Here is a 19,756-nt window from a genome sequence, read left to right on the forward strand (position 1 = left end):
ATTTCCAGTTGTTGCGTTTGGTTTAGCGGTTGTGGTTGGTCGTATCGGTACGGTCATGTTCCGTGAACAAGAGCCACAAGCTTAAATATCAGATTCGCTTTTAAATAACGTGAGGTGAGAGATTATGAGTTCAACGATTTTATTGCCAGTGATCGCTTTAGGTTTAGCGATAGGCTTTGGACGTATGGGTACCATTGTTAAGGATGCAATGCGTGTAGATTTTACAACAGATATGGATGTCGATCATGAACCTGCTAATGAAACTGGCAAAGGCACAGCTGCATAACACCGGTTGCGATGCTTTAACTTAAAAAGCCCTGTATAGAATGACAGGGCTTTTTTTATTTTTTCAGAATAATATTGGGAATTTTCTTGAAGAAGATATCGCGTGCAATATCTCCCTGCTGTTCGATGTTGTAGCTGGAAAAGGCTTTATCGGGTTCGAATTGATATTGATAAGGATCGTATGTTTTAAAACTGAGATAATAGCCCAATTGCAGCATTGCCCCTTTAAAAATGACATGGACCTGTTGCTGAAACTGTAAAACATGGGCCAGCTCATGAATAAAAATCCCTTGTAAGGGGGCAGAGCACTTTGAATAATCCGTACTAAAATATTTTTGATGTACAAATAAATTGCCATTTGGTGCCATAAATATATTTACGGGTTGCCAGGGCAGATAGGGAATATTAAAAACTTTGACCTGTGCATAATCAATCAGGTCACCAAACACAGGACGTGCAATTTCAATCTCGCCAGAGCTTAAGCCGCGATAGTGAAACTGATTCATTTTGAGATGTACGATCAAGTTTGCAATGAACCAGTTATTTATTTGTCTTAGCGCCTGTTGAAGTGCTTTGATCATCTGAAATTCAAGTATGAAAATTGATAGGATGTATTGAATTCTAAAATAAAAAAACCTCAGTTAGAACTGAGGTTTTACAACAACCAGAATAACCACCGCAAATAAGATCAGGGTCGGCATCTCATTAAAGAAGCGCCAGAACTTATGTGTTTTGTAGTGGGCATTGCCAATCAGTTTTTTACGATAATAACCACACACTAGATGGTAAATCACCAGAAGACCGACCAGACCGACCTTGAGATAAAACCATAAGGCTTCATGATAATGCCGGGTTGCATCACCCCAGTCGACCAGAAAGTGGGCGGTAATTAATGTGGCAATCATGGACGGCCACATAATCCCGCGATACAACTTACGTTCCATCACTTCAAAGCGTTGATGACTGACGGCATCTTCACTCATGGCATGGTAAACATAAAGGCGTGGTAAGTAGAACAAAGCAGCGAACCAGCAAACCACGGCAATAATATGTAATGCTTTTACCCACAAGAAAGCATCAGAAGGTGCATCCATCGATAATCCTGCTAAGCGGGATTATGCATCCCACTTCTTGAAAATAAGGCAGGCGTTTACACCGCCAAAACCAAAACTGTTACTCATGACAGTATTCAGTTTTGCATCACGTTTTTCAAGTACAATATCGAAACCTTGTGCACCTTCATCCAGCTCAGTCACGTTGATGTTCGGTGCAATAAAATCATTTTGCATCATCAATACAGAATAAATCGCTTCCTGAACACCTGCAGCACCCAAGCTATGGCCAGTCATCGATTTGGTTGAGCTGAGTGGTGGAACCTGACCTTCACCAAATGCACGTTCCATTGCCTTAAGCTCGGTTACGTCACCTGCCGGTGTTGAAGTACCGTGAGTATTGACATAGTCAATCTGCTCAACGCCATGCTGCTTTGCTTCATCCAGTGCCATGATGATACAGCGTGTTGCGCCTTCACCACTTGGTGCAACCATATCGGCACCGTCACTATTTGCTGCATAACCAATCACTTCGGCAAGGATATTGGCACCACGTGCCTGTGCGTGTTCAAGTGATTCAAGCACGACGAAACCGCCACCGCCAGCAATAACGAAACCGTCACGGTCTTTTGAATATGGGCGTGAAGCAGTTTCCGGGGTGTCATTATATTTTGAACACAATGCACCCATCGCATCAAACAGCAAGCTTTGTGACCAGTGATCTTCTTCACCACCACCTGCAAGCATCAGATCCTGTTTACCTAATTGGATCAGGTTGTAGGCATAACCAATTGCATCGGCAGAAGTTGCACATGCACTGGTAATCGAATGCGCCACACCTTGAAGTTTAAAGGCAACACCAACGTTTGCAGTAATGGTATTTGACATGTTGCGCGGCACGAAGAAAGGACCGATTTTACGTGCACCTTTTTCTTCTAGCAGTTTGATCATTTCTGCAACAGAGGCAGTTGAGTTACCACCAGAACCACCGGCAATACCGTAGCGTGGATTATTTGCCAAATCTTCTTGTTTTAGTCCCGCATGCTCAACTGCTGCGACTGCCGCGTTATAGGCATACATGGCGCAAACGCCCATAAAACGTTTCAGTTTGCGGTCAATGCCATCAAAATCCTGTTCAGCTGCAGCGCTAACATGGCTCTTGAAATTCAGTTCTGCATAAGTTGGGTTTAAACGTGTGCCTGAGATTCCATTTTTTAAAGAATGAGTGACCTCTTCTAAAGAGTTACCGATACATGAGTTAATGCCCATACCAGTGATTACAACACGTTTCATTTACAGATCCCTTTTATGGTAATACTTAAGCCCTGTGCATCTCGCTATGAATACAAATCAGGAGAAAATAACGATTAGAATGGCTTATGAGTGAATGACACCATGATAGCAGAAAGGTTTTTTATTTCTTATGGCAAATCTTATGCCTATTTCTAGTTGTGTAAATATTCGTAAATATTGCAGTTCTGGTGACGAAACGTAATGAAAGTACACACATAAAAGTTGAGATAAATCTGCATTCAACCTAGTATTTACCTAGAAATTCACATATTACACAACAGAGGTTCTTGATGACAAAATCTAAAAACAAGCAATCTTCAGGTTTATTTGCACAAGCCTTTGGAGTGGCTAAAAAGCTCAGTTCTGAATTACAAAAATTTCAAGTAGCGCCAATTACATCTGGGGCGGAACTTGCAAACACTTCCAAGACGGTTGAAGGAAAAGCTCGTTTTAAAAGCCCGTTTGAAGTGGAGAAATATGAAAGTCCACAACAAATGTTACGTCAGCAATTTCCTAAACTTTCACATCAGTTTCTAGGTCGTCATTACACGCGCGTAAACAGTATCGCATCTTTCGTATCGCCTGATCTGGGAGAAAAAGCCTCTGACTATTTATTCCAGTGGCTGAACGAGTTCAGTTCGAATAGTTCCCTGACTGAAAAAATCCTTGAAGAAGCTGGGGTTAAGGACATTATCGAACTCACCAAAGATACAGGTCGTTCCCAACGTTTAAGTCAGGCCCTGATTGAGCAGAATAAATTATTGGCAGCTGTTCAGGGTGCGGTCACAGGGGCAACAGGTGTATGGGGTGCAGCCATCGATATTCCTGCATCAATTGTTTTGACCTTGCGAACCATTTATCAGACAGGACGTTCCCACGGCTTCGATTTGTCCGAAGAGACTGATCAAGAGATTGTGGCATTTATCTTCAAGGAAATTGACCTGAGTCTAGTGGCAGAAAAACAAACCCTGCTGGTGGCCTTGAAAGCCTTGAAGTCAATGCTGGAAACACATGACCTGCAACAGTTTCAGCAACTACTCGGATCGAATAATGATTTTGATTTGGTCAAGAAGTGGCTGGTAGATGAACAAGGACAATTTAAGTTTGGCTGGTTAAACCGTGTTCCTCAAGTTTCTGTGGTCGGTAAGCTAACCCCTGTTGCCGGGGCTGTCTTGAGCGGTTTTTATAGCTGGAGATTGCTGGAAGATGTCGGGCACAAATCACAAGCTATTTTTGGTGCAGCACGATTCTATTTAAATGAGCACCCGGATGAAAAAATTTCTCCACTGGAAGCCTACTATAAAGCCGAGACTTTATTGAAAAAGGCAGCACCGCGCTTGTTAAATGCAAGTGGGGAAGAGGTTAAGCAGGGTGTGATTTCAGATGCACCAAAAAATGATGTCATTAGCAGTGTTTCAATTCAGGCTAAAGATAGTGATGTTGCCAAAACGCCGGTTGATGAGAAGGTAGAGCAGGGAATTCAACAGCTTGCAGAACAGCATGTGGTTGAACATGAGCATACTGAACAGCAACCTGCGTTAAAAACGGAACAGGATCAGACTCTGGATGGGGAGGGAGCTGAAGTTACCTCTGAACAGAAGTCGGATAAGGTAGAAGCTGCTGCTACGCAGACTACAGCTTCAGATGCGTCAAAGAATGATGTGATTGCCAAGGTTTCGATCCAGGCAAAAGACACGGATGCAGTCAAACCGCCAGTGGATGAAAAAGTAGAGGAAGGAATTCAACAACTTGCAGAGCAGCATGTGGTTGAGCATGAGCATACTGAACAGCAACCCGCATTGAAGGCAGAACAGGAAGAGATTTTCGATGAAGCTGAAGCGCAAGTTGCGCCTGAGCAGAAATCAATTGATGTCGAACCTGCTTCAACAAAACATAGCTAATCCTAGGATGATGTCTCAGACATCAAAACACAACAAACCCAAGAAATGGTCAGCACTAACAATGTTGACCATTTTTACTTCTTAGCTTACAATTATGTGCCCTTAAAAAGAGGTCGTTTTCTTTTTTTAAGGTTGTTTAATAACGGGAGAATTGCCAAATGGCAACAACAAATCAGTTGATCCGTAAGGGTCGTACGACTTTGATTGAAAAATCAAAAGTTCCTGCGTTGAAGGCTTGTCCACAACGTCGTGGTGTATGTACACGTGTTTATACTACTACACCTAAAAAACCTAACTCAGCAATGCGTAAGGTTTGCCGTGTTCGCTTAACTTCAGGTTTTGAAGTATCTAGCTATATCGGTGGTGAAGGCCATAACCTACAAGAGCACAGTGTTGTTCTTATCCGTGGTGGTCGTGTTAAAGACTTACCAGGTGTACGTTACCATACCGTTCGTGGTTCTTTAGACTGTGCTGGCGTTAAAGATCGTAACCAGTCACGTTCTAAATACGGTGCTAAGCGTCCTAAGAAGTAATTCTAGGAAACTAGCCCAAGCAACCCTTTAGCGTTTCGCTTGTTTGAATTCTTCATAGATTTGTAATTCAAGCGACGTATAGTAAGGCCAGCGTCGTGTACATGACACTTGTACAAACTGCTGGATTATCCTGAAGTGTCATATTATTAGGTGTATTAAAATGCCAAGACGTCGCGTAGTCGCTGCTCGTGAGATCCTTCCAGATCCAAAATTTAGCAGCCAAACAATCGCTAAATTCATGAACCACGTAATGCAAGATGGTAAAAAATCTATTGCTGAAAGTATCGTTTACGGTGCTTTAGACCGCGTTCAAGAAAAAAACAAAGTAGACCCAGTTGAATTTTTCGAGACTACTCTTGAAAAAGTTCGTCCTATGGTTGAAGTAAAAGCACGCCGTGTTGGTGGTGCTACTTATCAAGTACCTATGGAAGTACGCCCATCCCGTCGTACTGCTCTAGCGATGCGTTGGTTAGTAGATGCTGCTGCTAAGCGTTCTGAAAAAACGATGGCTTTACGTCTTGCTGGTGAGTTGCTTGATGCAGCTGAAGGTAAAGGTGCAGCGATCAAAAAACGTGAAGACGTGCATCGTATGGCTGAAGCCAACAAAGCCTTCTCTCACTACCGTTTCTAAGCGGATAAAACAGTCCCTAATCAGGAGAATATTCATGCGTACTGCAGCTCGATTCAACATCGCTCTCTATCAAAGTGGAGGCTTTGCGGGTATTTAAGTTGCCTGCTTGGATATTCGTGCGCATCAATTTAATTGATGCGTCCTGTTTTAAATATAACATTTAGGAATGTAGACATCATGGCTCGCCAAACCCCAATTAGTAATTACCGTAACATCGGTATTTCTGCGCACATCGACGCAGGTAAAACAACTACAACAGAACGTATTTTGTTCTACACAGGTGTATCTCACAAAATCGGTGAAGTACACGACGGTGCAGCAACAATGGACTGGATGGAACAAGAGCAAGAGCGTGGTATTACAATTACCTCTGCTGCTACAACTTGTTTCTGGTCTGGTATGGCTAACCAATTCCAACAACACCGTATCAACGTAATTGATACACCGGGACACGTAGACTTCACAATCGAAGTTGAACGTTCTATGCGTGTTCTTGACGGTGCGTGCATGGTTTACTGTGCAGTTGGTGGCGTACAACCTCAGTCTGAAACTGTATGGCGTCAGGCAAACAAATATAAAGTGCCTCGTTTAGCATTCGTGAACAAGATGGACCGTACTGGTGCAAACTTCTTCCGTGCTGTTGAGCAAGTTAAAACGCGTTTAGGCGGTAATCCTGTACCTATCGTTGTGCCAATCGGTGCTGAAGATACATTTACAGGTGTAGTTGACCTTATCGAAATGAAAGCGATTATCTGGGATGAAGCATCTCAAGGTATGAAGTTCGAATACGGTGATATTCCTGCTGACCTCGTTGAAACTTCAAACGAATGGCGTACTAAGATGGTTGAAGCTGCGGCTGAAGCATCTGAAGAGTTAATGGACAAGTACCTAGAAGAAGGCGATCTTTCTAAAGAAGAAATCATCGCTGGCTTACGTGCTCGTACATTGGCATCTGAAATTCAAGTTATGCTTTGTGGTTCTGCGTTCAAGAACAAAGGTGTTCAACGTATGTTGGATGCTGTAATTCAATTCTTGCCTTCTCCAACAGAAGTTAAAGCAATTGAAGGTATCCTTGACGACAAAGACGAAACTAAAGCGTCTCGTGAAGCATCTGACGAAGCTCCGTTCTCTGCGCTTGCGTTCAAAATCATGAACGACAAGTTCGTAGGTAACTTAACATTCGTACGTGTTTACTCTGGTGTTCTTAAACAAGGTGATCCGGTTTATAACCCAGTTAAATCTAAGCGTGAACGTATCGGTCGTATCGTGCAAATGCATGCGAACGAACGTCAAGATCTTGATGAAATCCGTGCAGGTGATATCGCAGCGTGTGTAGGTCTTAAAGACGTTACTACGGGTGATACATTATGTGATGAGAAAAACATCATTACACTTGAGCGTATGGAATTCCCAGAGCCAGTAATTTCATTGGCTGTTGAACCAAAAACTAAAGCTGACCAAGAAAAAATGTCAATCGCTTTAGGTCGTTTGGCGAAAGAAGATCCATCGTTCCGCGTTCGTACAGACGAAGAATCTGGTCAAACAATTATTGCTGGTATGGGTGAGCTTCACCTTGACATCATCGTTGACCGTATGAAGCGTGAGTTCAGCGTTGAAGCGAACATTGGTAAACCAATGGTTGCTTACCGTGAAACCATCAAAAAGTCTGTTGAACAAGAAGGTAAGTTTGTTCGTCAAACAGGTGGTAAAGGTAAATTCGGTCATGTATATGTTCGTTTAGAGCCTATGGATGTTGAAGAAGCTGGTAAAGAATACGAATTCGCTGAAGAAGTTGTCGGCGGTACTGTACCTAAAGAATTCTTTGGTGCGGTTGACAAAGGTATTCAAGAACGTATGAAGAATGGTGTATTGGCTGGTTACCCTGTTGTGGGTATCAAAGCGACATTATTTGACGGTTCTTACCACGATGTCGACTCTGATGAATTGTCGTTCAAAATGGCAGGTTCATACGCTTTCCGTGACGGTTTCATGAAAGCAGATCCTATCCTTCTTGAACCAATCATGAAAGTTGAAGTAGAAACTCCAGAAGACTACATGGGCGATATCATGGGTGACTTAAACCGTCGTCGTGGTATGGTTCAGGGTATGGACGATCTTCCTGGCGGAACAAAAGCAATTAAAGCAGAAGTTCCACTTGCTGAGATGTTCGGTTACGCGACTCAAATGCGTTCTATGTCTCAAGGTCGCGCGACTTACTCTATGGAATTCGCTAAATACGCTGAAACTCCACGTAACGTGGCGGAAGGCATCATCGCTAAGTTCCAAGCTGGCGGTAAAAAAGGTGACGACGAGTAATCTTTCGATTACTATATTACCCAACTAAAATTTAGTTAAAAAACCAAGTGCTCATGGGCGACCCTCATGAGCAGTTTATAAAGGAAGATCATCATGGCTAAAGCCAAGTTTGAACGTAATAAACCACACGTAAACGTGGGTACAATTGGTCACGTTGACCATGGTAAAACAACTTTAACTGCTGCGATTGCAACGATCTGTGCAAAAACTTACGGCGGTGAAGCGAAAGATTACTCACAAATCGACTCAGCTCCTGAAGAAAAAGCACGTGGTATTACAATTAATACATCACACGTAGAATACGATTCTCCAATCCGTCACTACGCTCACGTAGACTGCCCGGGCCACGCCGATTATGTTAAAAACATGATTACTGGTGCTGCTCAGATGGACGGCGCGATCCTTGTATGTGCTGCGACTGATGGTCCAATGCCACAAACTCGTGAACACATCCTTCTTTCACGTCAGGTTGGTGTACCTTACATCGTTGTGTTCTTGAACAAGTGTGACCTTGTTGATGACGAAGAATTACTTGAATTGGTAGAAATGGAAGTTCGTGAACTTCTTTCTACTTATGACTTCCCAGGTGATGACACTCCAGTTATCCGTGGTTCAGCGCTTAAAGCGTTGGAAGGTGATGCTGGTCAATATGGCGAATCAGCAGTTATCGCTCTTGTTGAAGCGCTTGACTCTTACATTCCAGAACCAGAACGTGCAATCGACAAAGCATTCTTGATGCCAATCGAAGACGTATTCTCAATTTCTGGTCGTGGTACTGTAGTAACAGGCCGTGTGGAAGCTGGTATCGTTAAAGTTGGTGAAGAAGTCGAGATCGTTGGTATTAAAGATACAGTTAAAACAACTGTAACTGGCGTAGAAATGTTCCGTAAACTTCTTGACGAAGGCCGTGCAGGTGAGAACTGTGGTATCTTACTTCGTGGTACTAAGCGTGAAGACGTACAACGTGGTCAAGTACTTGCTAAACCAGGTACAATCAAGCCGCACACTAAATTCGATGCAGAAGTATACGTACTTTCTAAAGAAGAAGGTGGTCGTCACACTCCATTCCTTAACGGTTACCGTCCACAGTTCTACTTCCGTACAACTGACGTAACTGGCGCGATCAAATTACAAGATGGCGTAGAAATGGTAATGCCTGGTGACAACGTAGAAATGTCAGTAGAGTTAATCCACCCGATCGCAATGGACCCAGGTCTACGTTTTGCGATCCGTGAAGGTGGTCGTACTGTAGGTGCTGGTGTTGTTGCTAAAGTAACTGCATAATCGCCTAGAGTGATAAAAAAACACCCCTTTGGGGTGTTTTTTTTGCCTATTGTTAGACAATCCTTTTGTAAGAGTGTCCTTAACTGATAGCTTGCTGTCCTAAACTGCACTTAATTGATTTGCATAAAAACGTAATATAAAACGCAAGAAACAGATAAAAGTGCTCAGTGGAATGTTTCACTGAAAAGGAGTTGGCAGCATGAATGCTAAAGTAAATATTTCAAATCGTGCGGGTGCAAGCTTTCCAGTCCGTCGTATGAATTTTGATTTTGATCAGGTCCCAGAATACTGGATGGATGGTTCAGCAGGTTTAACCCATTTCATGACAGGTTTATCTGCACTGTTTCCAGATGGTGAAAAATTATTTATTGATGCCGTACGTGCGGTTCGTTACTACCCAGCGATTAAAGACAATGAAGAACTACAAAAAGAGATCAGTGCCTTTATTGGTCAAGAAGCCATGCATACGCAAGAGCATGTCAATTTTAATGCTTCTGCCCAGAAATATGGCCATGATGTAAGAACCTTGGAACGGATCACAGGACGTTATATCCAATTTGCCTTAAGCAACTTCGCTAAAGTGGTCAAACCGTTTGGTATGACCAGAGAAATGGTCAACCTTACCGCGACAACAGCTTTAGAACATTTTACCGCGACCATTGCGTCTGAATTATTACGTAATCAGCATATTCAGGATTTAATGACCGATGAGACCATGTCGTATATGTGGTTCTGGCATGCAATAGAGGAAAATGAGCATAAAGCCGTTGCCTATGATGTTTATGAAGCCGTATTTGGTAAAGGTTTAAAAGCCTATAGCTTGCGTACCTCTGCGCTGGTGTTTGCGATGGCCCTGATTTTTATTCTGCAGTCTTATTTCACTTTACGTTTATTGCAACAGGACAAGAAGCTGAACTTTAAAGAATTGGCCATGATTTATAAATATGGTTATAGTCCTTCAAAAGGCATTATTACCGGCATGGCCGCGGAGATGCTGGCTTATTTTAAACCTGGTTTCCATCCTAATGATCTCGATACAGTTCAGCTGTTAAAAGACTGGAAAGCAAAACTTGGTTTCTAACTTTTCATTTTGACGTGAAGGGTTTAAAAAGGGCAATTATAATTGCCCTTTTTTTATTTTGTAGCCTTTATTTCATAGATGATTTTTAGTGTGGTGACATGTCCTAATATGATGTTTTTCTGACCTTATCTGCACTTATGAGAACGACTGAAAAGGGCGTATAAATGAACTATTCAGCATGATTTATCAAGAATATTCACGGATAGGAGAAAAGGGTATGAATGCTAAAGTCAATATTTCAAACCGAGCTGGCGCCAGTTTCCCTGTACGCCGAATGGATTTTGAATTTGGTGAAGTACCACGTTACTGGGCCAATGGAGATGCTGCCTTAACCCATTTTATGACTGCGCTTTCAGCACTCTTTCCAGAAGGTGAGCAATTCTTTGTCAATAGCACACGTGCAGTCCGTAATGATCCTAAACTGGCAGATCCGAGGTTGCAGAAAGAAATCAGTGCTTTTATCGGTCAGGAAGCGATGCATTCAAAAGAGCATTTGGCTTTCAATGCATCTGCCCAGGCCTATGGATACAATGTCCGTAAAATGGAAGCACAAACCGGCCGTTTGATTAACCGAACCATTGGAGTAACCTCGAAACTCCTGAAACCTTTTGGTTTCACCAAAGAAATGATCAGTTTGACCGGGACCTGTGCTTTAGAACACTTTACCTCGACCATTGCCGAAGAGTTATTGAGTAATCCGGATATCCAGGCCATGTTTATGGATGAGACCATGTACCACCTATGGATGTGGCATGCGGTAGAGGAAAATGAGCATAAGGCCGTCGCTTTTGATGTGTATGAGTCGATGTATGGTCAGGGTGCTAAAGCCTATTTTATGCGTTCATTGGCCTTGGTGATTGCCATGGGGCTGATCTTTATTACCCAATCTTATTTCACTGCAAAATTACTGCAGGTAGATGGCAAACTGACCTGGCGTGATACCAAGTACATGCTGAAGTTTATGTATGGTTATAAAGGCTTTATGACACGTCAGATTCCAACATTGCTGTCTTTCTTAAGACCGAAATTTCATCCCAATGATGACGATACGACCGAACTACTGAATAAATGGCGGGCTGAATTGGGCTTTAATCCAAGTTAATGTTCAAGGGCAGTAAAACTGCCCATTTTTTTATTCAATTTTCAGCTGAAATTGTCGATAATCTGCCACAGTAATTTTTAGAGTGTTAACTTGTGATTCGATTGATGCGAGACAGTGATCTGGAAAGTGTGGCAGCCATTGAACGCTTGGTCCAGACCCATCCATGGAATAAGCAGCAGTTTCAGGAGTCTTTAGCTTCATATCAATGTACGGTTTACGAACAGGCTAATCAGGTGGTCGGTTTTTGTATTCTGCAGCCCGTTTTGGATGAGGCTAATTTATTGTTGATGGCGATCCATCCGAGTCAGCAGGGCAAGGGTCTTGGTTATAAATTATTGGACCAATCTATCCAGCAATTAAAAAACAATCCAATCCAGATTTTTTTAGAAGTCCGTGAAAGTAATACAGCCGCAATTCGTTTGTATGAAAAAACAGGTTTTCATCAAATTGACTTACGTAAGAATTATTATCCAAACCCTGATGGCTCAAGAGAGCATGCCGTGATTATGGTCAAGACATGCACTGATGATTTTGCAGCGTTATTTAATAATTAAATTGTTCCACTCGGAAGGCAATGTACTCATTAATGAATTCCCGAGTTGCTGGATTTCATTGTCTGCGAGTGGGCGGTTGAGTCTGCGCCATTGACCATCCAGTAATAATTCCAGTGGGGTATATTGCGATTTATAATTCATTTTATCTGAATGCGGGACCCAATAACCCAGATATAAATATTCCAGATTCAAACTGCGGACATATTCAATCTGTTTCAGGATTGCGAACACCCCTAACGAACGGCGCTGCTCATCTGGATCGAAGAAGGTATAAACCGCTGACAGTCCATCATCCATCAGGTCACAGGTGGAGACCGCGACCAATTTCTGGTCTTTCCATAGTTCTATAAAGAAGCTTTCGGTGCAGCTATGCACCAGAAATTTTTCAAACTGGTCCAGACTCGCAGGGTACATATCGCCATCTGAGTGGCGTTCATTAATATAGCGTTCGTATAAATCGTAATGTTGCTGAGTGGCCTGCGAGGTCGGCAGAATACTCATTTGTAAATCTTGATTGCGTTTCCAAGCCTTTTTCTGACTGCTATTCATGCTGAATTCTTGCACGGGAACACGACAGGATAAACATTGACGACATAAGTGACATTCAGGACGATAGACAAAATCACCACTACGACGAAAACCCACACGAGAAAGTTCTGACAATGTCACCACATCAATACGGTGAATCGGGTCCAGAAAGACCATCCGCGCAGATTTATTATCGAGATAACTACAATCATGCGGTGGGGTAATGTAGTACTGTAAGTCATTTAAAAGGGACTTGGGTTGGTATAATTTCATTAATCTGTCCCTCCAAGGTGTTAATCCGTTAACCGTCTAATGTGGCAAAAACTGCTATTGTTTTACTTGAAAATACACGTTCTTGATAACTTTTCCAATTGATAGAGGGGGCAATAATTACATCTTGTAACGATTTAAGATAGGCTTGGCGAGAAAGTGTACTCGCACCAAGGCTTAAAAGATGGTCATTGACCAGCTGGCAATCAATCCACGGCAGCTGGTTTTCCCGTCCGATCAGCATCAGGGCGTAGAATGCCATTTTCGACACGTCGGTTTCAGTGCTAAACATCGACTCACCAAAACAGCCTTTACCGATGCTGACGCCATATAAACCACCCACCAGTTTCTCTTGCTGCCAGACTTCCACACTATAGGCATAACCGGCATTAAATAAGTCACAATAGCCTTGAATAATGTCTTCACTGATCCAGGTTTCATTGGCATAACTGCGAGGTAAGGAACAGGAACGAATCACCTGTTCAAAAGCACGATTCACGGTGATTCGATAATCATGCTTTTTCATATTGCGAATGAGTGACTTACTGGGCTTGTATTGCTGTGGTTCAATCACACAGCGCGGTTCAGGACTCCACCAACAGATCGGCTCATCTGCATTGAACCAGGGGAACAGACCATGTGTATAGGCTTCAAATAAGGTAGAAGGATGAAGATCAGCACCAATACAGATAAAGCCATGGCCTTCAGGATCGGCTTCTACAGGATCTGGAAAAATATATTGAGAAGGGGGAAGTGATTGCATAGCAAACAAAGTAAATAGGAATGATTCTAAACTAACTGAACTGGGTAGGAATGGCAATCTTTGGAGCTACCATTCCCAAAACAGCTTTAATTAAATAAGCGTAGCTGTTTCGCAATTTGTAGTTTGTTACTATCCAAGAAAAGCTGTGCTTTAGCTTGAATAACTTCGAGACTTTTTTCTCGGTCAGTAATGGATTTTCCATCACTGTCTAAAACCAACCAATTTAACTGACTGATGACATTCTGAACATAATGTGCAAAGTCACTTACTGACGCTAAACCATCAATGAAATGTGCGCGATAGAACAGTTGATGGAAATGCTCCGTCGGAATTCCGATACCTGTAATTGGGCTAATTAAGACCTTATAGTTTTGATGAAAACTCGCCTGTTCTAATAAATAATGATTTAAGCGATGACTTTGTTGCAGTATTTCATTATTCGGTTCCAGTGTCTGGCAAGGCTGAGCCAAACCTAGATGTGATAAAATCACCAAAGCATTGAGAATTTGGGCGTAATTCAGTTCAGGAAAACTTTGTTCTAGTTCGGCAATGGTGATTGGACGATAATTTTCCTCTGAAAATTTATTTCCGATCGGCGTATAAATTTCTTCAATTAAATTAAATGTACCTAAAAGTCCATTGATACTATGAGGCAGTTTCTCCTTGGCGGTCAGTAAGACAAAGGCAGTTTTTCTCAAACGTTCTTGAACTTGTAAGGGGGTTAAATTATTTTTGCCACGGATAAATAAATCGCGTCTGAATTGAGTATTGGCAAAATAATCACGACATTGCTGTTTAAAAATCGGGTGTTCAATTGCTTTTAAAAATGCTTGGTGTTGTTCAGAAAAATTGATGTTATCTAAGTGAGTACTTAGATCCGTTGAACCCGCATATGACAATTTAATTTCATCCATTATGCGAACGACTTGCTGAAACGAAAAACACTGCCAGTCCTGATTGAGATACTCATGAATTAAATAATTGGGATTTTGCTGCTTGAGATCAGCCACTTTATGAGCGGTATTAGGATTACGTTGAACAAAAATAGGATTTTGTTTTAATAGTTCTTCGCTAAAATTAAGGGCTTCATTGACCTTTTGTAAGGGATTGGTACTTTTACTATTAAATTTAAAATGACTATGAAACAGTTCACGGATCGGCATATTGGCTGCCCAGCCGGTGAGGCAGTTATAGCTGATATAGACAATGCCATTGGGCTTTAAGAACTGACGTATAAATTTTAAAATAATGTGCTGGTTTTCATGACTGATCCAGCTCCAGATCCCATGTAAACTAATCGAATCGAACATCGGTAAATCCTGACGGTTGAGTAGCTCTTCAAAACTGTCGTCATAGAAATAATGCTCAACCTTACTTTGCTCCGCCAGTTGATTGGCATGTGCGGCGTGTGCTGGATTGAAGTCGCTGCCATAAAAGCTGGATTGGTTGCTAGTGGCATGAATATTGATACTAACGCCTTGACCAAAGCCAAGTTCGCAGTGATTCTGGTTTTCCTGAAAGTCTGGACTGTCGATTCCATTGAGTAATAAACAAAACTTTTGGAAATTCGGACTAAGATCTCGATAATAACCATAGGTATAATTCACTTCAGTTTGATAGCCATTGGTCCAGCTTGTTGTCATTTATTATCCATCCTATTCATCAATATATTTCTGTCTAGAAAATAACTTTGTTTAGAAAGACATCATTTTGATTGTAGGGAGGCAGGCATAAAAAAACCACCAATGACTGGTGGTTTTTAAATTTTGGCCTAATTAGTTTAAATTATCGAGATATTTTTCTGCATCAAGCGCTGCCATACAGCCTGAACCCGCTGAAGTAATCGCTTGACGATAAACGCTATCCGCAACATCACCCGCTGCGAATACACCTTCAATTGAAGCCGCAGTGGCATTACCCGCCGTACCACTGTGTACCTGGATATAGCCATCGCGTAAGTTCAATTGTCCATCAAACATACTGGTATTAGGTTTATGACCGATTGCAACAAACAGACCTTGAACCTGAACATCCTGAGTGCTTGCATCCTGGGTCGATTTAATACGAACAGCGGTTACACCGGTATTGTCACCTAAGACTTCATCGACCTGATGGTTCCAGATAATACTGATTTTGCCTTCTTTTTCTTTGGCAAAAAGATGATCTTGCAAGATTTTCTCTGAACGTAAGCTATCGCGACGATGCACCAGCGTGACATGCGCTGCAATATTAGAAAGATACAGTGCTTCTTCAACGGCAGTGTTACCGCCACCAACCACCATCACATTCTGGTTCTTATAGAAGAAACCATCACAGGTCGCACAGGCACTGACGCCTTGACCCATAAAGGCAGCTTCAGATTCAAGACCTAAATATTGTGCGGTTGCCCCCGTTGCAATAATCAGCGCATCACATGTGTACTCTTCCATATCACCTTTCAGCACGAATGGACGAGTCTTAAGATCAACTTCATTGATGTGATCATAGACGATTTCTGTACCGAAACGTTCTGCATGGGCTTGCATACGTTCCATCAGTACAGGACCAGTTAATCCTTCAGGGTCACCAGGCCAGTTATCAACTTCAGTGGTTGTGGTTAACTGACCACCAAGTTGTATACCAGCAATGAGTGTCGGTTTGAGATTCGCACGTGCTGCATAGACTGCCGCACTATAACCTGCAGGACCAGAACCCAAAATAATTAACCGTGAGTGACGAGCGCTCATTAAAGAACATCCTTTTTATATTGAAACTGCTAAAATTATACGTGAATCGAGAGGGGAGTGGGGCAAATCGATCCGGATAATATTGATTAACTCAATCGAATTGGGCTATATCCGTGCAGAATGTTAACAACAACAGTAAATAATCGTGCATCTTTTTTGTAAGAACGAGTGCATAATATAAAACTTATTGATTAAGGTAAGTTAGGCCTTAAAAGATACCAACAAATAACGAATTGGGTTACAGGACTGTATATGACTGCGGTGTCAAGTGTTTATGCACAACGCTTTTTAATGACATTATTTTTGATTTCCTTTGGCATTTATTTATTTCTTGCCACAGTCACCTATACACCGTTTGATCCGGGGTGGATGCATATTTCCAGCGATACCCAGCAGGTTTCGAACGCAAGCGGTGTGGCCGGTGCTTGGATCGCAGATTTACTCTTTGGCTTTTTGGGATGGGCAAGCCTGCTTATTCCCTTATTCCTGTTTATAGAAGCAATTCAGGTCTGGTGGCCGAGAAGCTTTCTGAACCGCCCATTTCGTTATGCTGCCCAGTTCTTCCTGATTCTTTCAATTTCAAGTTTGTTGTATCTACATTGGAATATGCCGGCAGATACGCTGGAGAATGCCGCTGGCGGTATTATCGGTTATGAGTTGGGGGGAAGTCTCTCTCAATTGCTGACGATTTATGGCGCGACCTTATTTTTACTCGCTTTCAGTATCTTGTTGCTGACTTTGGCTTTTGGGATTCAATGGAACAAAACCTGGGTAACCTTGAAGAATACGCCTGCGTATTTGCAAGACCTGTTCTATAAGAATGTGCCGCAAAATGAATCTGCATATGATTTAACCGAACAGTTGACGCCGGCTGAAACACCAGCGGTCACGACCAAGGCTCAAGCAGAGAGCGAGAGTCAGGCTAATACAAACCAGAGCAAAACCAATCAGGTTCAGGCCAAGCTGATTAAAATTGATGATTCACACCATCAACTCATGGCTGAAAAATTATTTGCCGATGTGGTGGCGAAAGAACAGCAACAAAGCGCTGAGCCACATCCAGCGACTGTGCCAGATGAAGAGTTCGAACAGACCTTACAACGTGCACGTCAATTTGAAACTGAAAGTCAGCGTTTAGTCAAAACAGGTGAAGTATGGCGTGCATTACAACGTGATGATGCCAGTCATAAACAGGAGATTGATGCATTACTCCGTGCTGCTGATGAGTCAGCTCAGATGACTACAGCACTTGAACCCTCAGCCCACGCTGAAGCAGTTATGCAGCAAGCCAATTCTAGCCATCTGGACTGGAATGATGACCAGATCTTTGATGAGCTGTTGGCCGCGGTACCGAATAGTAAAACTGCTACAGATGCGCATACGCCATTCACGCAAAACGTTCCGGCAATGCCACATACACCGGTTGAGCAGGAAAACGAGTTTGAGGCAGACATTGAAGCTCTGATTCATGAATCTAATCAGAACAATGCTGCTCAAACTCCTGCTACTGTACAAAATACCGTACACGAGGAAAAGCCGCATGCTGTTGCAGAGGAATTTGGTGAATTCAATGATCTTCTGGTTGAAGAGGAGCGTGAACATGCTGCTGCTCCACGGACCACAAGTTATGCGCAATCATCTGCTTTCGTCAAAGCACCGATTGAAGTGAAGTCTGCACCGAAAGAAGCTTTGTCTAAAGAAGCATTTATTGAAGCATGGCAAGAAACAGCAGGTAAAGCTGAACCCGAGCCAGACTTTGATCTTGAAGAAGATTTTGATCTGGATGCACCTTTAACCGATGCCTTTGGCCGACCAATGTCACGCGCCATGCAAGTCGCGCAAAAACGCCATGATCTGCCGACCTTACCGGGTCTGGAATTGCTGGATGAGGTTGATCCAAATAAAAAGGTCAATTTTACTGCCGAGCAATTAGCCCGTCTTTCTGAACTTTTAGAGATCAAACTACAAGAGTTTAACGTTAAGGCTCAGGTAGTCGAAGCCCAGCCGGGACCCGTAGTAACACGCTTTGAACTGGATTTGGCGCCTGGTGTAAAAGCCTCTAAAGTCACCAATATTTCCCGCGATCTGGCACGTTCCATGTCGATGGCATCGGTCCGTGTGGTTGAAGTGATTGCAGGAAAACCATATATCGGAATTGAAGTGCCGAATAGCAGCCGTGAAATGGTACGCTTGATTGAGTTGTTGAAAACGCCAGCGTTTGAAGACCCTGCGGGTATGCTCTCTATGGCGATGGGTAAAGACATTTCAGGCAATCCTGTTATTACTGACCTTGGTAAAGCGCCGCATATGCTGGTTGCGGGGACCACAGGTTCGGGTAAGTCGGTTGCAGTGAACTCGATGATTTTATCGATGTTATTGAAATATACACCAGAGCAGCTTCGCCTGATCCTGATCGATCCAAAACAGCTGGAATTGGCCAACTATAACGATATTCCTCATCTACTCACACCTGTTGTCACTGACATGAAAGATGCGGTTAGCGCATTAAACTGGTGTGTCAATGAGATGGAACGCCGTTATAAACTGATGTCATTCCTGAAAATCCGTAAGCTTAGTGACTATAACCGTAAAGTCGAAGAAGCAATTGCCAACGGTGAAGATCTGATTGATCCAACCTGGAAAGCCAGTGATTCAGTTGTGGGTGAGCGTGCACCGCGTTTAACGCCGTTACCTTCCATTGTAATCGTGGCCGATGAATTTGCCGACATGATTATGCAGGTCGGTAAAAAGGCTGAAGAAATGATTACCCGTCTGGCACAGAAATCGCGTGCTGCGGGGATTCACCTGTTACTTGCCACACAACGTCCTTCGGTGGATGTAATTACCGGTTTGATCAAGGCGAATATTCCAACCCGCGTGGCATTACGTGTCAATAGTAAGATTGATTCACGCACCATTCTGGATGCGGGTGGGGCAGAAGACTTGCTCGGTCATGGTGATATGCTGTTTCTTGGCCCTGGTAAAATTGAACCTGAGCGTGTCCATGGTGCTTTCATTAGTGATGATGAAGTGAACCGTATCTGTGACGCGTGGCGCGAACGTGGTGAACCAGATTATGTGGATGAGATTCTTACGCCATTTGATGAAGAGCCTACATCGCGTGGTTTTGAAGATGGGGATGGTGATCCAAGCCGAGATGCGCTGTATGATCAATGTGTCTCTTTCGTTCTAGAAACTCGAAAAGCATCGACTTCATCATTACAGCGTAAATTTAGCCTGGGTTATAACCGTGCAGCGCGAATCATTGACCAGATGGAAGAAAATGGCATCGTCAGCTCGATGGGTGCCAATGGTAAACGGGATATTCTGATTTAACCCAAATATCATCTAAAAGAAGCCTCGTTATCGAGGCTTTTTTGCTTTAGGTTTTCAAATTTTTATATGGTAAAAATCACGTTTTTTATTTAAGCTTGCGC

The 19,756-nt window shown here is 42.7% G+C and carries 17 protein-coding genes; 10 read left to right on the plus strand and 7 right to left on the minus strand.

Annotation, left to right across the window (positions count from 1 at the left end; genetic code table 11):
* Nucleotides 1-124: 124 nt before the first annotated feature.
* Complete coding sequence (locus MSG93_RS00105; protein ID WP_005229043.1) at nucleotides 125-286, plus strand: hypothetical protein; 162 nt, start codon at nucleotides 125-127, stop codon at nucleotides 284-286.
* Nucleotides 287-341: 55 nt separating this feature from the next.
* Here MSG93_RS00105 and MSG93_RS00110 read toward each other — a convergent pair whose 3' ends face one another.
* From MSG93_RS00110 to MSG93_RS00120, 3 genes are read right to left on the minus strand one after another with little or no spacing between them, the layout of a single operon-like run.
* The gene (locus tag MSG93_RS00110; protein WP_005229044.1) at nucleotides 342-866 is read right to left on the minus strand and encodes a hypothetical protein; all 525 of its coding nucleotides are present in this window, start codon (nucleotides 864-866) and stop codon (nucleotides 342-344) included.
* A gap of 60 nt (nucleotides 867-926) precedes the next feature.
* Nucleotides 927-1,379 (minus strand): CopD family protein, encoded by a 453-nt coding sequence (locus MSG93_RS00115; protein WP_005229045.1) that lies wholly within the window; start codon nucleotides 1,377-1,379, stop codon nucleotides 927-929.
* Between the two features lie 21 nt (nucleotides 1,380-1,400).
* On the minus strand, nucleotides 1,401-2,630 hold the full coding sequence (locus tag MSG93_RS00120; protein ID WP_004805136.1) for a beta-ketoacyl-ACP synthase II: 1,230 nt from the start codon (nucleotides 2,628-2,630) through the stop codon (nucleotides 1,401-1,403).
* Nucleotides 2,631-2,920: 290 nt separating this feature from the next.
* Between MSG93_RS00120 and MSG93_RS00125 the strand changes: the two genes are divergently transcribed.
* The 8 genes from MSG93_RS00125 (at nucleotide 2,921) to rimI (ending at nucleotide 12,032) form a co-directional block, all read left to right on the plus strand.
* Nucleotides 2,921-4,531: an EcsC family protein gene (locus MSG93_RS00125; protein WP_420714288.1), complete on the plus strand. Its 1,611-nt coding sequence runs from the start codon at nucleotides 2,921-2,923 to the stop codon at nucleotides 4,529-4,531.
* Between the two features lie 158 nt (nucleotides 4,532-4,689).
* Nucleotides 4,690-5,064, plus strand: coding sequence for a 30S ribosomal protein S12 (gene rpsL / locus MSG93_RS00130; protein WP_004638184.1), 375 nt, complete (start codon nucleotides 4,690-4,692; stop codon nucleotides 5,062-5,064).
* A gap of 160 nt (nucleotides 5,065-5,224) precedes the next feature.
* Nucleotides 5,225-5,695 (plus strand): 30S ribosomal protein S7, encoded by a 471-nt coding sequence (gene rpsG / locus MSG93_RS00135; protein ID WP_004655203.1) that lies wholly within the window; start codon nucleotides 5,225-5,227, stop codon nucleotides 5,693-5,695.
* Between the two features lie 177 nt (nucleotides 5,696-5,872).
* A complete protein-coding gene (gene fusA / locus MSG93_RS00140; protein WP_005229047.1) occupies nucleotides 5,873-8,011 on the plus strand; it encodes an elongation factor G in 2,139 nt (712 codons plus the stop codon).
* A 93-nt stretch (nucleotides 8,012-8,104) separates the two neighbouring features.
* Nucleotides 8,105-9,295 carry an elongation factor Tu gene (gene tuf, locus MSG93_RS00145; RefSeq protein ID WP_005226388.1) on the plus strand — a complete coding sequence of 397 codons (1,191 nt, stop codon included), beginning with the start codon at nucleotides 8,105-8,107 and terminating at the stop codon, nucleotides 9,293-9,295.
* Nucleotides 9,296-9,494: 199 nt separating this feature from the next.
* Nucleotides 9,495-10,376, plus strand: a complete 882-nt coding sequence (locus MSG93_RS00150) for a metal-dependent hydrolase (protein WP_324618898.1) — start codon at nucleotides 9,495-9,497, stop codon at nucleotides 10,374-10,376.
* A gap of 217 nt (nucleotides 10,377-10,593) precedes the next feature.
* Complete coding sequence (locus MSG93_RS00155) at nucleotides 10,594-11,478, plus strand: metal-dependent hydrolase (RefSeq protein ID WP_324618900.1); 885 nt, start codon at nucleotides 10,594-10,596, stop codon at nucleotides 11,476-11,478.
* A gap of 104 nt (nucleotides 11,479-11,582) precedes the next feature.
* Nucleotides 11,583-12,032: a ribosomal protein S18-alanine N-acetyltransferase gene (rimI, locus tag MSG93_RS00160; protein WP_005283959.1), complete on the plus strand. Its 450-nt coding sequence runs from the start codon at nucleotides 11,583-11,585 to the stop codon at nucleotides 12,030-12,032.
* Here the strand turns inward: rimI and MSG93_RS00165 are convergent.
* From MSG93_RS00165 to trxB, 4 genes are all read right to left on the minus strand, one after another.
* Nucleotides 12,018-12,833: an arginyltransferase gene (locus tag MSG93_RS00165; RefSeq protein ID WP_324618904.1), complete on the minus strand. Its 816-nt coding sequence runs from the start codon at nucleotides 12,831-12,833 to the stop codon at nucleotides 12,018-12,020. The genes rimI and MSG93_RS00165 overlap by 15 nt on opposite strands.
* A gap of 28 nt (nucleotides 12,834-12,861) precedes the next feature.
* Nucleotides 12,862-13,593 carry a leucyl/phenylalanyl-tRNA--protein transferase gene (gene aat, locus MSG93_RS00170; protein ID WP_324618906.1) on the minus strand — a complete coding sequence of 244 codons (732 nt, stop codon included), beginning with the start codon at nucleotides 13,591-13,593 and terminating at the stop codon, nucleotides 12,862-12,864.
* A gap of 86 nt (nucleotides 13,594-13,679) precedes the next feature.
* Nucleotides 13,680-15,236 carry a class I SAM-dependent methyltransferase gene (locus MSG93_RS00175; RefSeq protein WP_324618908.1) on the minus strand — a complete coding sequence of 519 codons (1,557 nt, stop codon included), beginning with the start codon at nucleotides 15,234-15,236 and terminating at the stop codon, nucleotides 13,680-13,682.
* A gap of 132 nt (nucleotides 15,237-15,368) precedes the next feature.
* Nucleotides 15,369-16,319: a thioredoxin-disulfide reductase gene (trxB, locus tag MSG93_RS00180; RefSeq protein ID WP_005283969.1), complete on the minus strand. Its 951-nt coding sequence runs from the start codon at nucleotides 16,317-16,319 to the stop codon at nucleotides 15,369-15,371.
* Nucleotides 16,320-16,571: 252 nt separating this feature from the next.
* Between trxB and MSG93_RS00185 the strand changes: the two genes are divergently transcribed.
* Nucleotides 16,572-19,655, plus strand: a complete 3,084-nt coding sequence (locus MSG93_RS00185; RefSeq protein WP_324618911.1) for a DNA translocase FtsK — start codon at nucleotides 16,572-16,574, stop codon at nucleotides 19,653-19,655.
* Nucleotides 19,656-19,756 lie beyond the last annotated feature (101 nt).

It is taken from the genome of Acinetobacter sp. IK40, assembly GCF_035615075.1.
GTDB classification, from domain to species: domain Bacteria; phylum Pseudomonadota; class Gammaproteobacteria; order Pseudomonadales; family Moraxellaceae; genus Acinetobacter; species Acinetobacter courvalinii.

Bases quoted from the DNA above. Each gene is read 5' to 3' on its own strand.
- aat (WP_324618906.1), bottom strand. From the start codon at position 13,593: ATGCAATCACTTCCCCCTTCTCAATATATTTTTCCAGATCCTGTAGAA.
- MSG93_RS00105 (WP_005229043.1), top strand. From the start codon at position 125: ATGAGTTCAACGATTTTATTGCCAGTGATCGCTTTAGGTTTAGCGATA.
- tuf (WP_005226388.1), top strand. From the start codon at position 8,105: ATGGCTAAAGCCAAGTTTGAACGTAATAAACCACACGTAAACGTGGGT.
- MSG93_RS00165 (WP_324618904.1), bottom strand. From the start codon at position 12,833: ATGAAATTATACCAACCCAAGTCCCTTTTAAATGACTTACAGTACTAC.
- MSG93_RS00175 (WP_324618908.1), bottom strand. From the start codon at position 15,236: ATGACAACAAGCTGGACCAATGGCTATCAAACTGAAGTGAATTATACC.
- MSG93_RS00115 (WP_005229045.1), bottom strand. From the start codon at position 1,379: ATGGATGCACCTTCTGATGCTTTCTTGTGGGTAAAAGCATTACATATT.
- MSG93_RS00110 (WP_005229044.1), bottom strand. From the start codon at position 866: ATGATCAAAGCACTTCAACAGGCGCTAAGACAAATAAATAACTGGTTC.
- MSG93_RS00185 (WP_324618911.1), top strand. From the start codon at position 16,572: ATGACTGCGGTGTCAAGTGTTTATGCACAACGCTTTTTAATGACATTA.
- MSG93_RS00125 (WP_420714288.1), top strand. From the start codon at position 2,921: ATGACAAAATCTAAAAACAAGCAATCTTCAGGTTTATTTGCACAAGCC.
- fusA (WP_005229047.1), top strand. From the start codon at position 5,873: ATGGCTCGCCAAACCCCAATTAGTAATTACCGTAACATCGGTATTTCT.
- rimI (WP_005283959.1), top strand. From the start codon at position 11,583: ATGCGAGACAGTGATCTGGAAAGTGTGGCAGCCATTGAACGCTTGGTC.
- MSG93_RS00155 (WP_324618900.1), top strand. From the start codon at position 10,594: ATGAATGCTAAAGTCAATATTTCAAACCGAGCTGGCGCCAGTTTCCCT.
- trxB (WP_005283969.1), bottom strand. From the start codon at position 16,319: ATGAGCGCTCGTCACTCACGGTTAATTATTTTGGGTTCTGGTCCTGCA.
- rpsL (WP_004638184.1), top strand. From the start codon at position 4,690: ATGGCAACAACAAATCAGTTGATCCGTAAGGGTCGTACGACTTTGATT.
- rpsG (WP_004655203.1), top strand. From the start codon at position 5,225: ATGCCAAGACGTCGCGTAGTCGCTGCTCGTGAGATCCTTCCAGATCCA.
- MSG93_RS00150 (WP_324618898.1), top strand. From the start codon at position 9,495: ATGAATGCTAAAGTAAATATTTCAAATCGTGCGGGTGCAAGCTTTCCA.
- MSG93_RS00120 (WP_004805136.1), bottom strand. From the start codon at position 2,630: ATGAAACGTGTTGTAATCACTGGTATGGGCATTAACTCATGTATCGGT.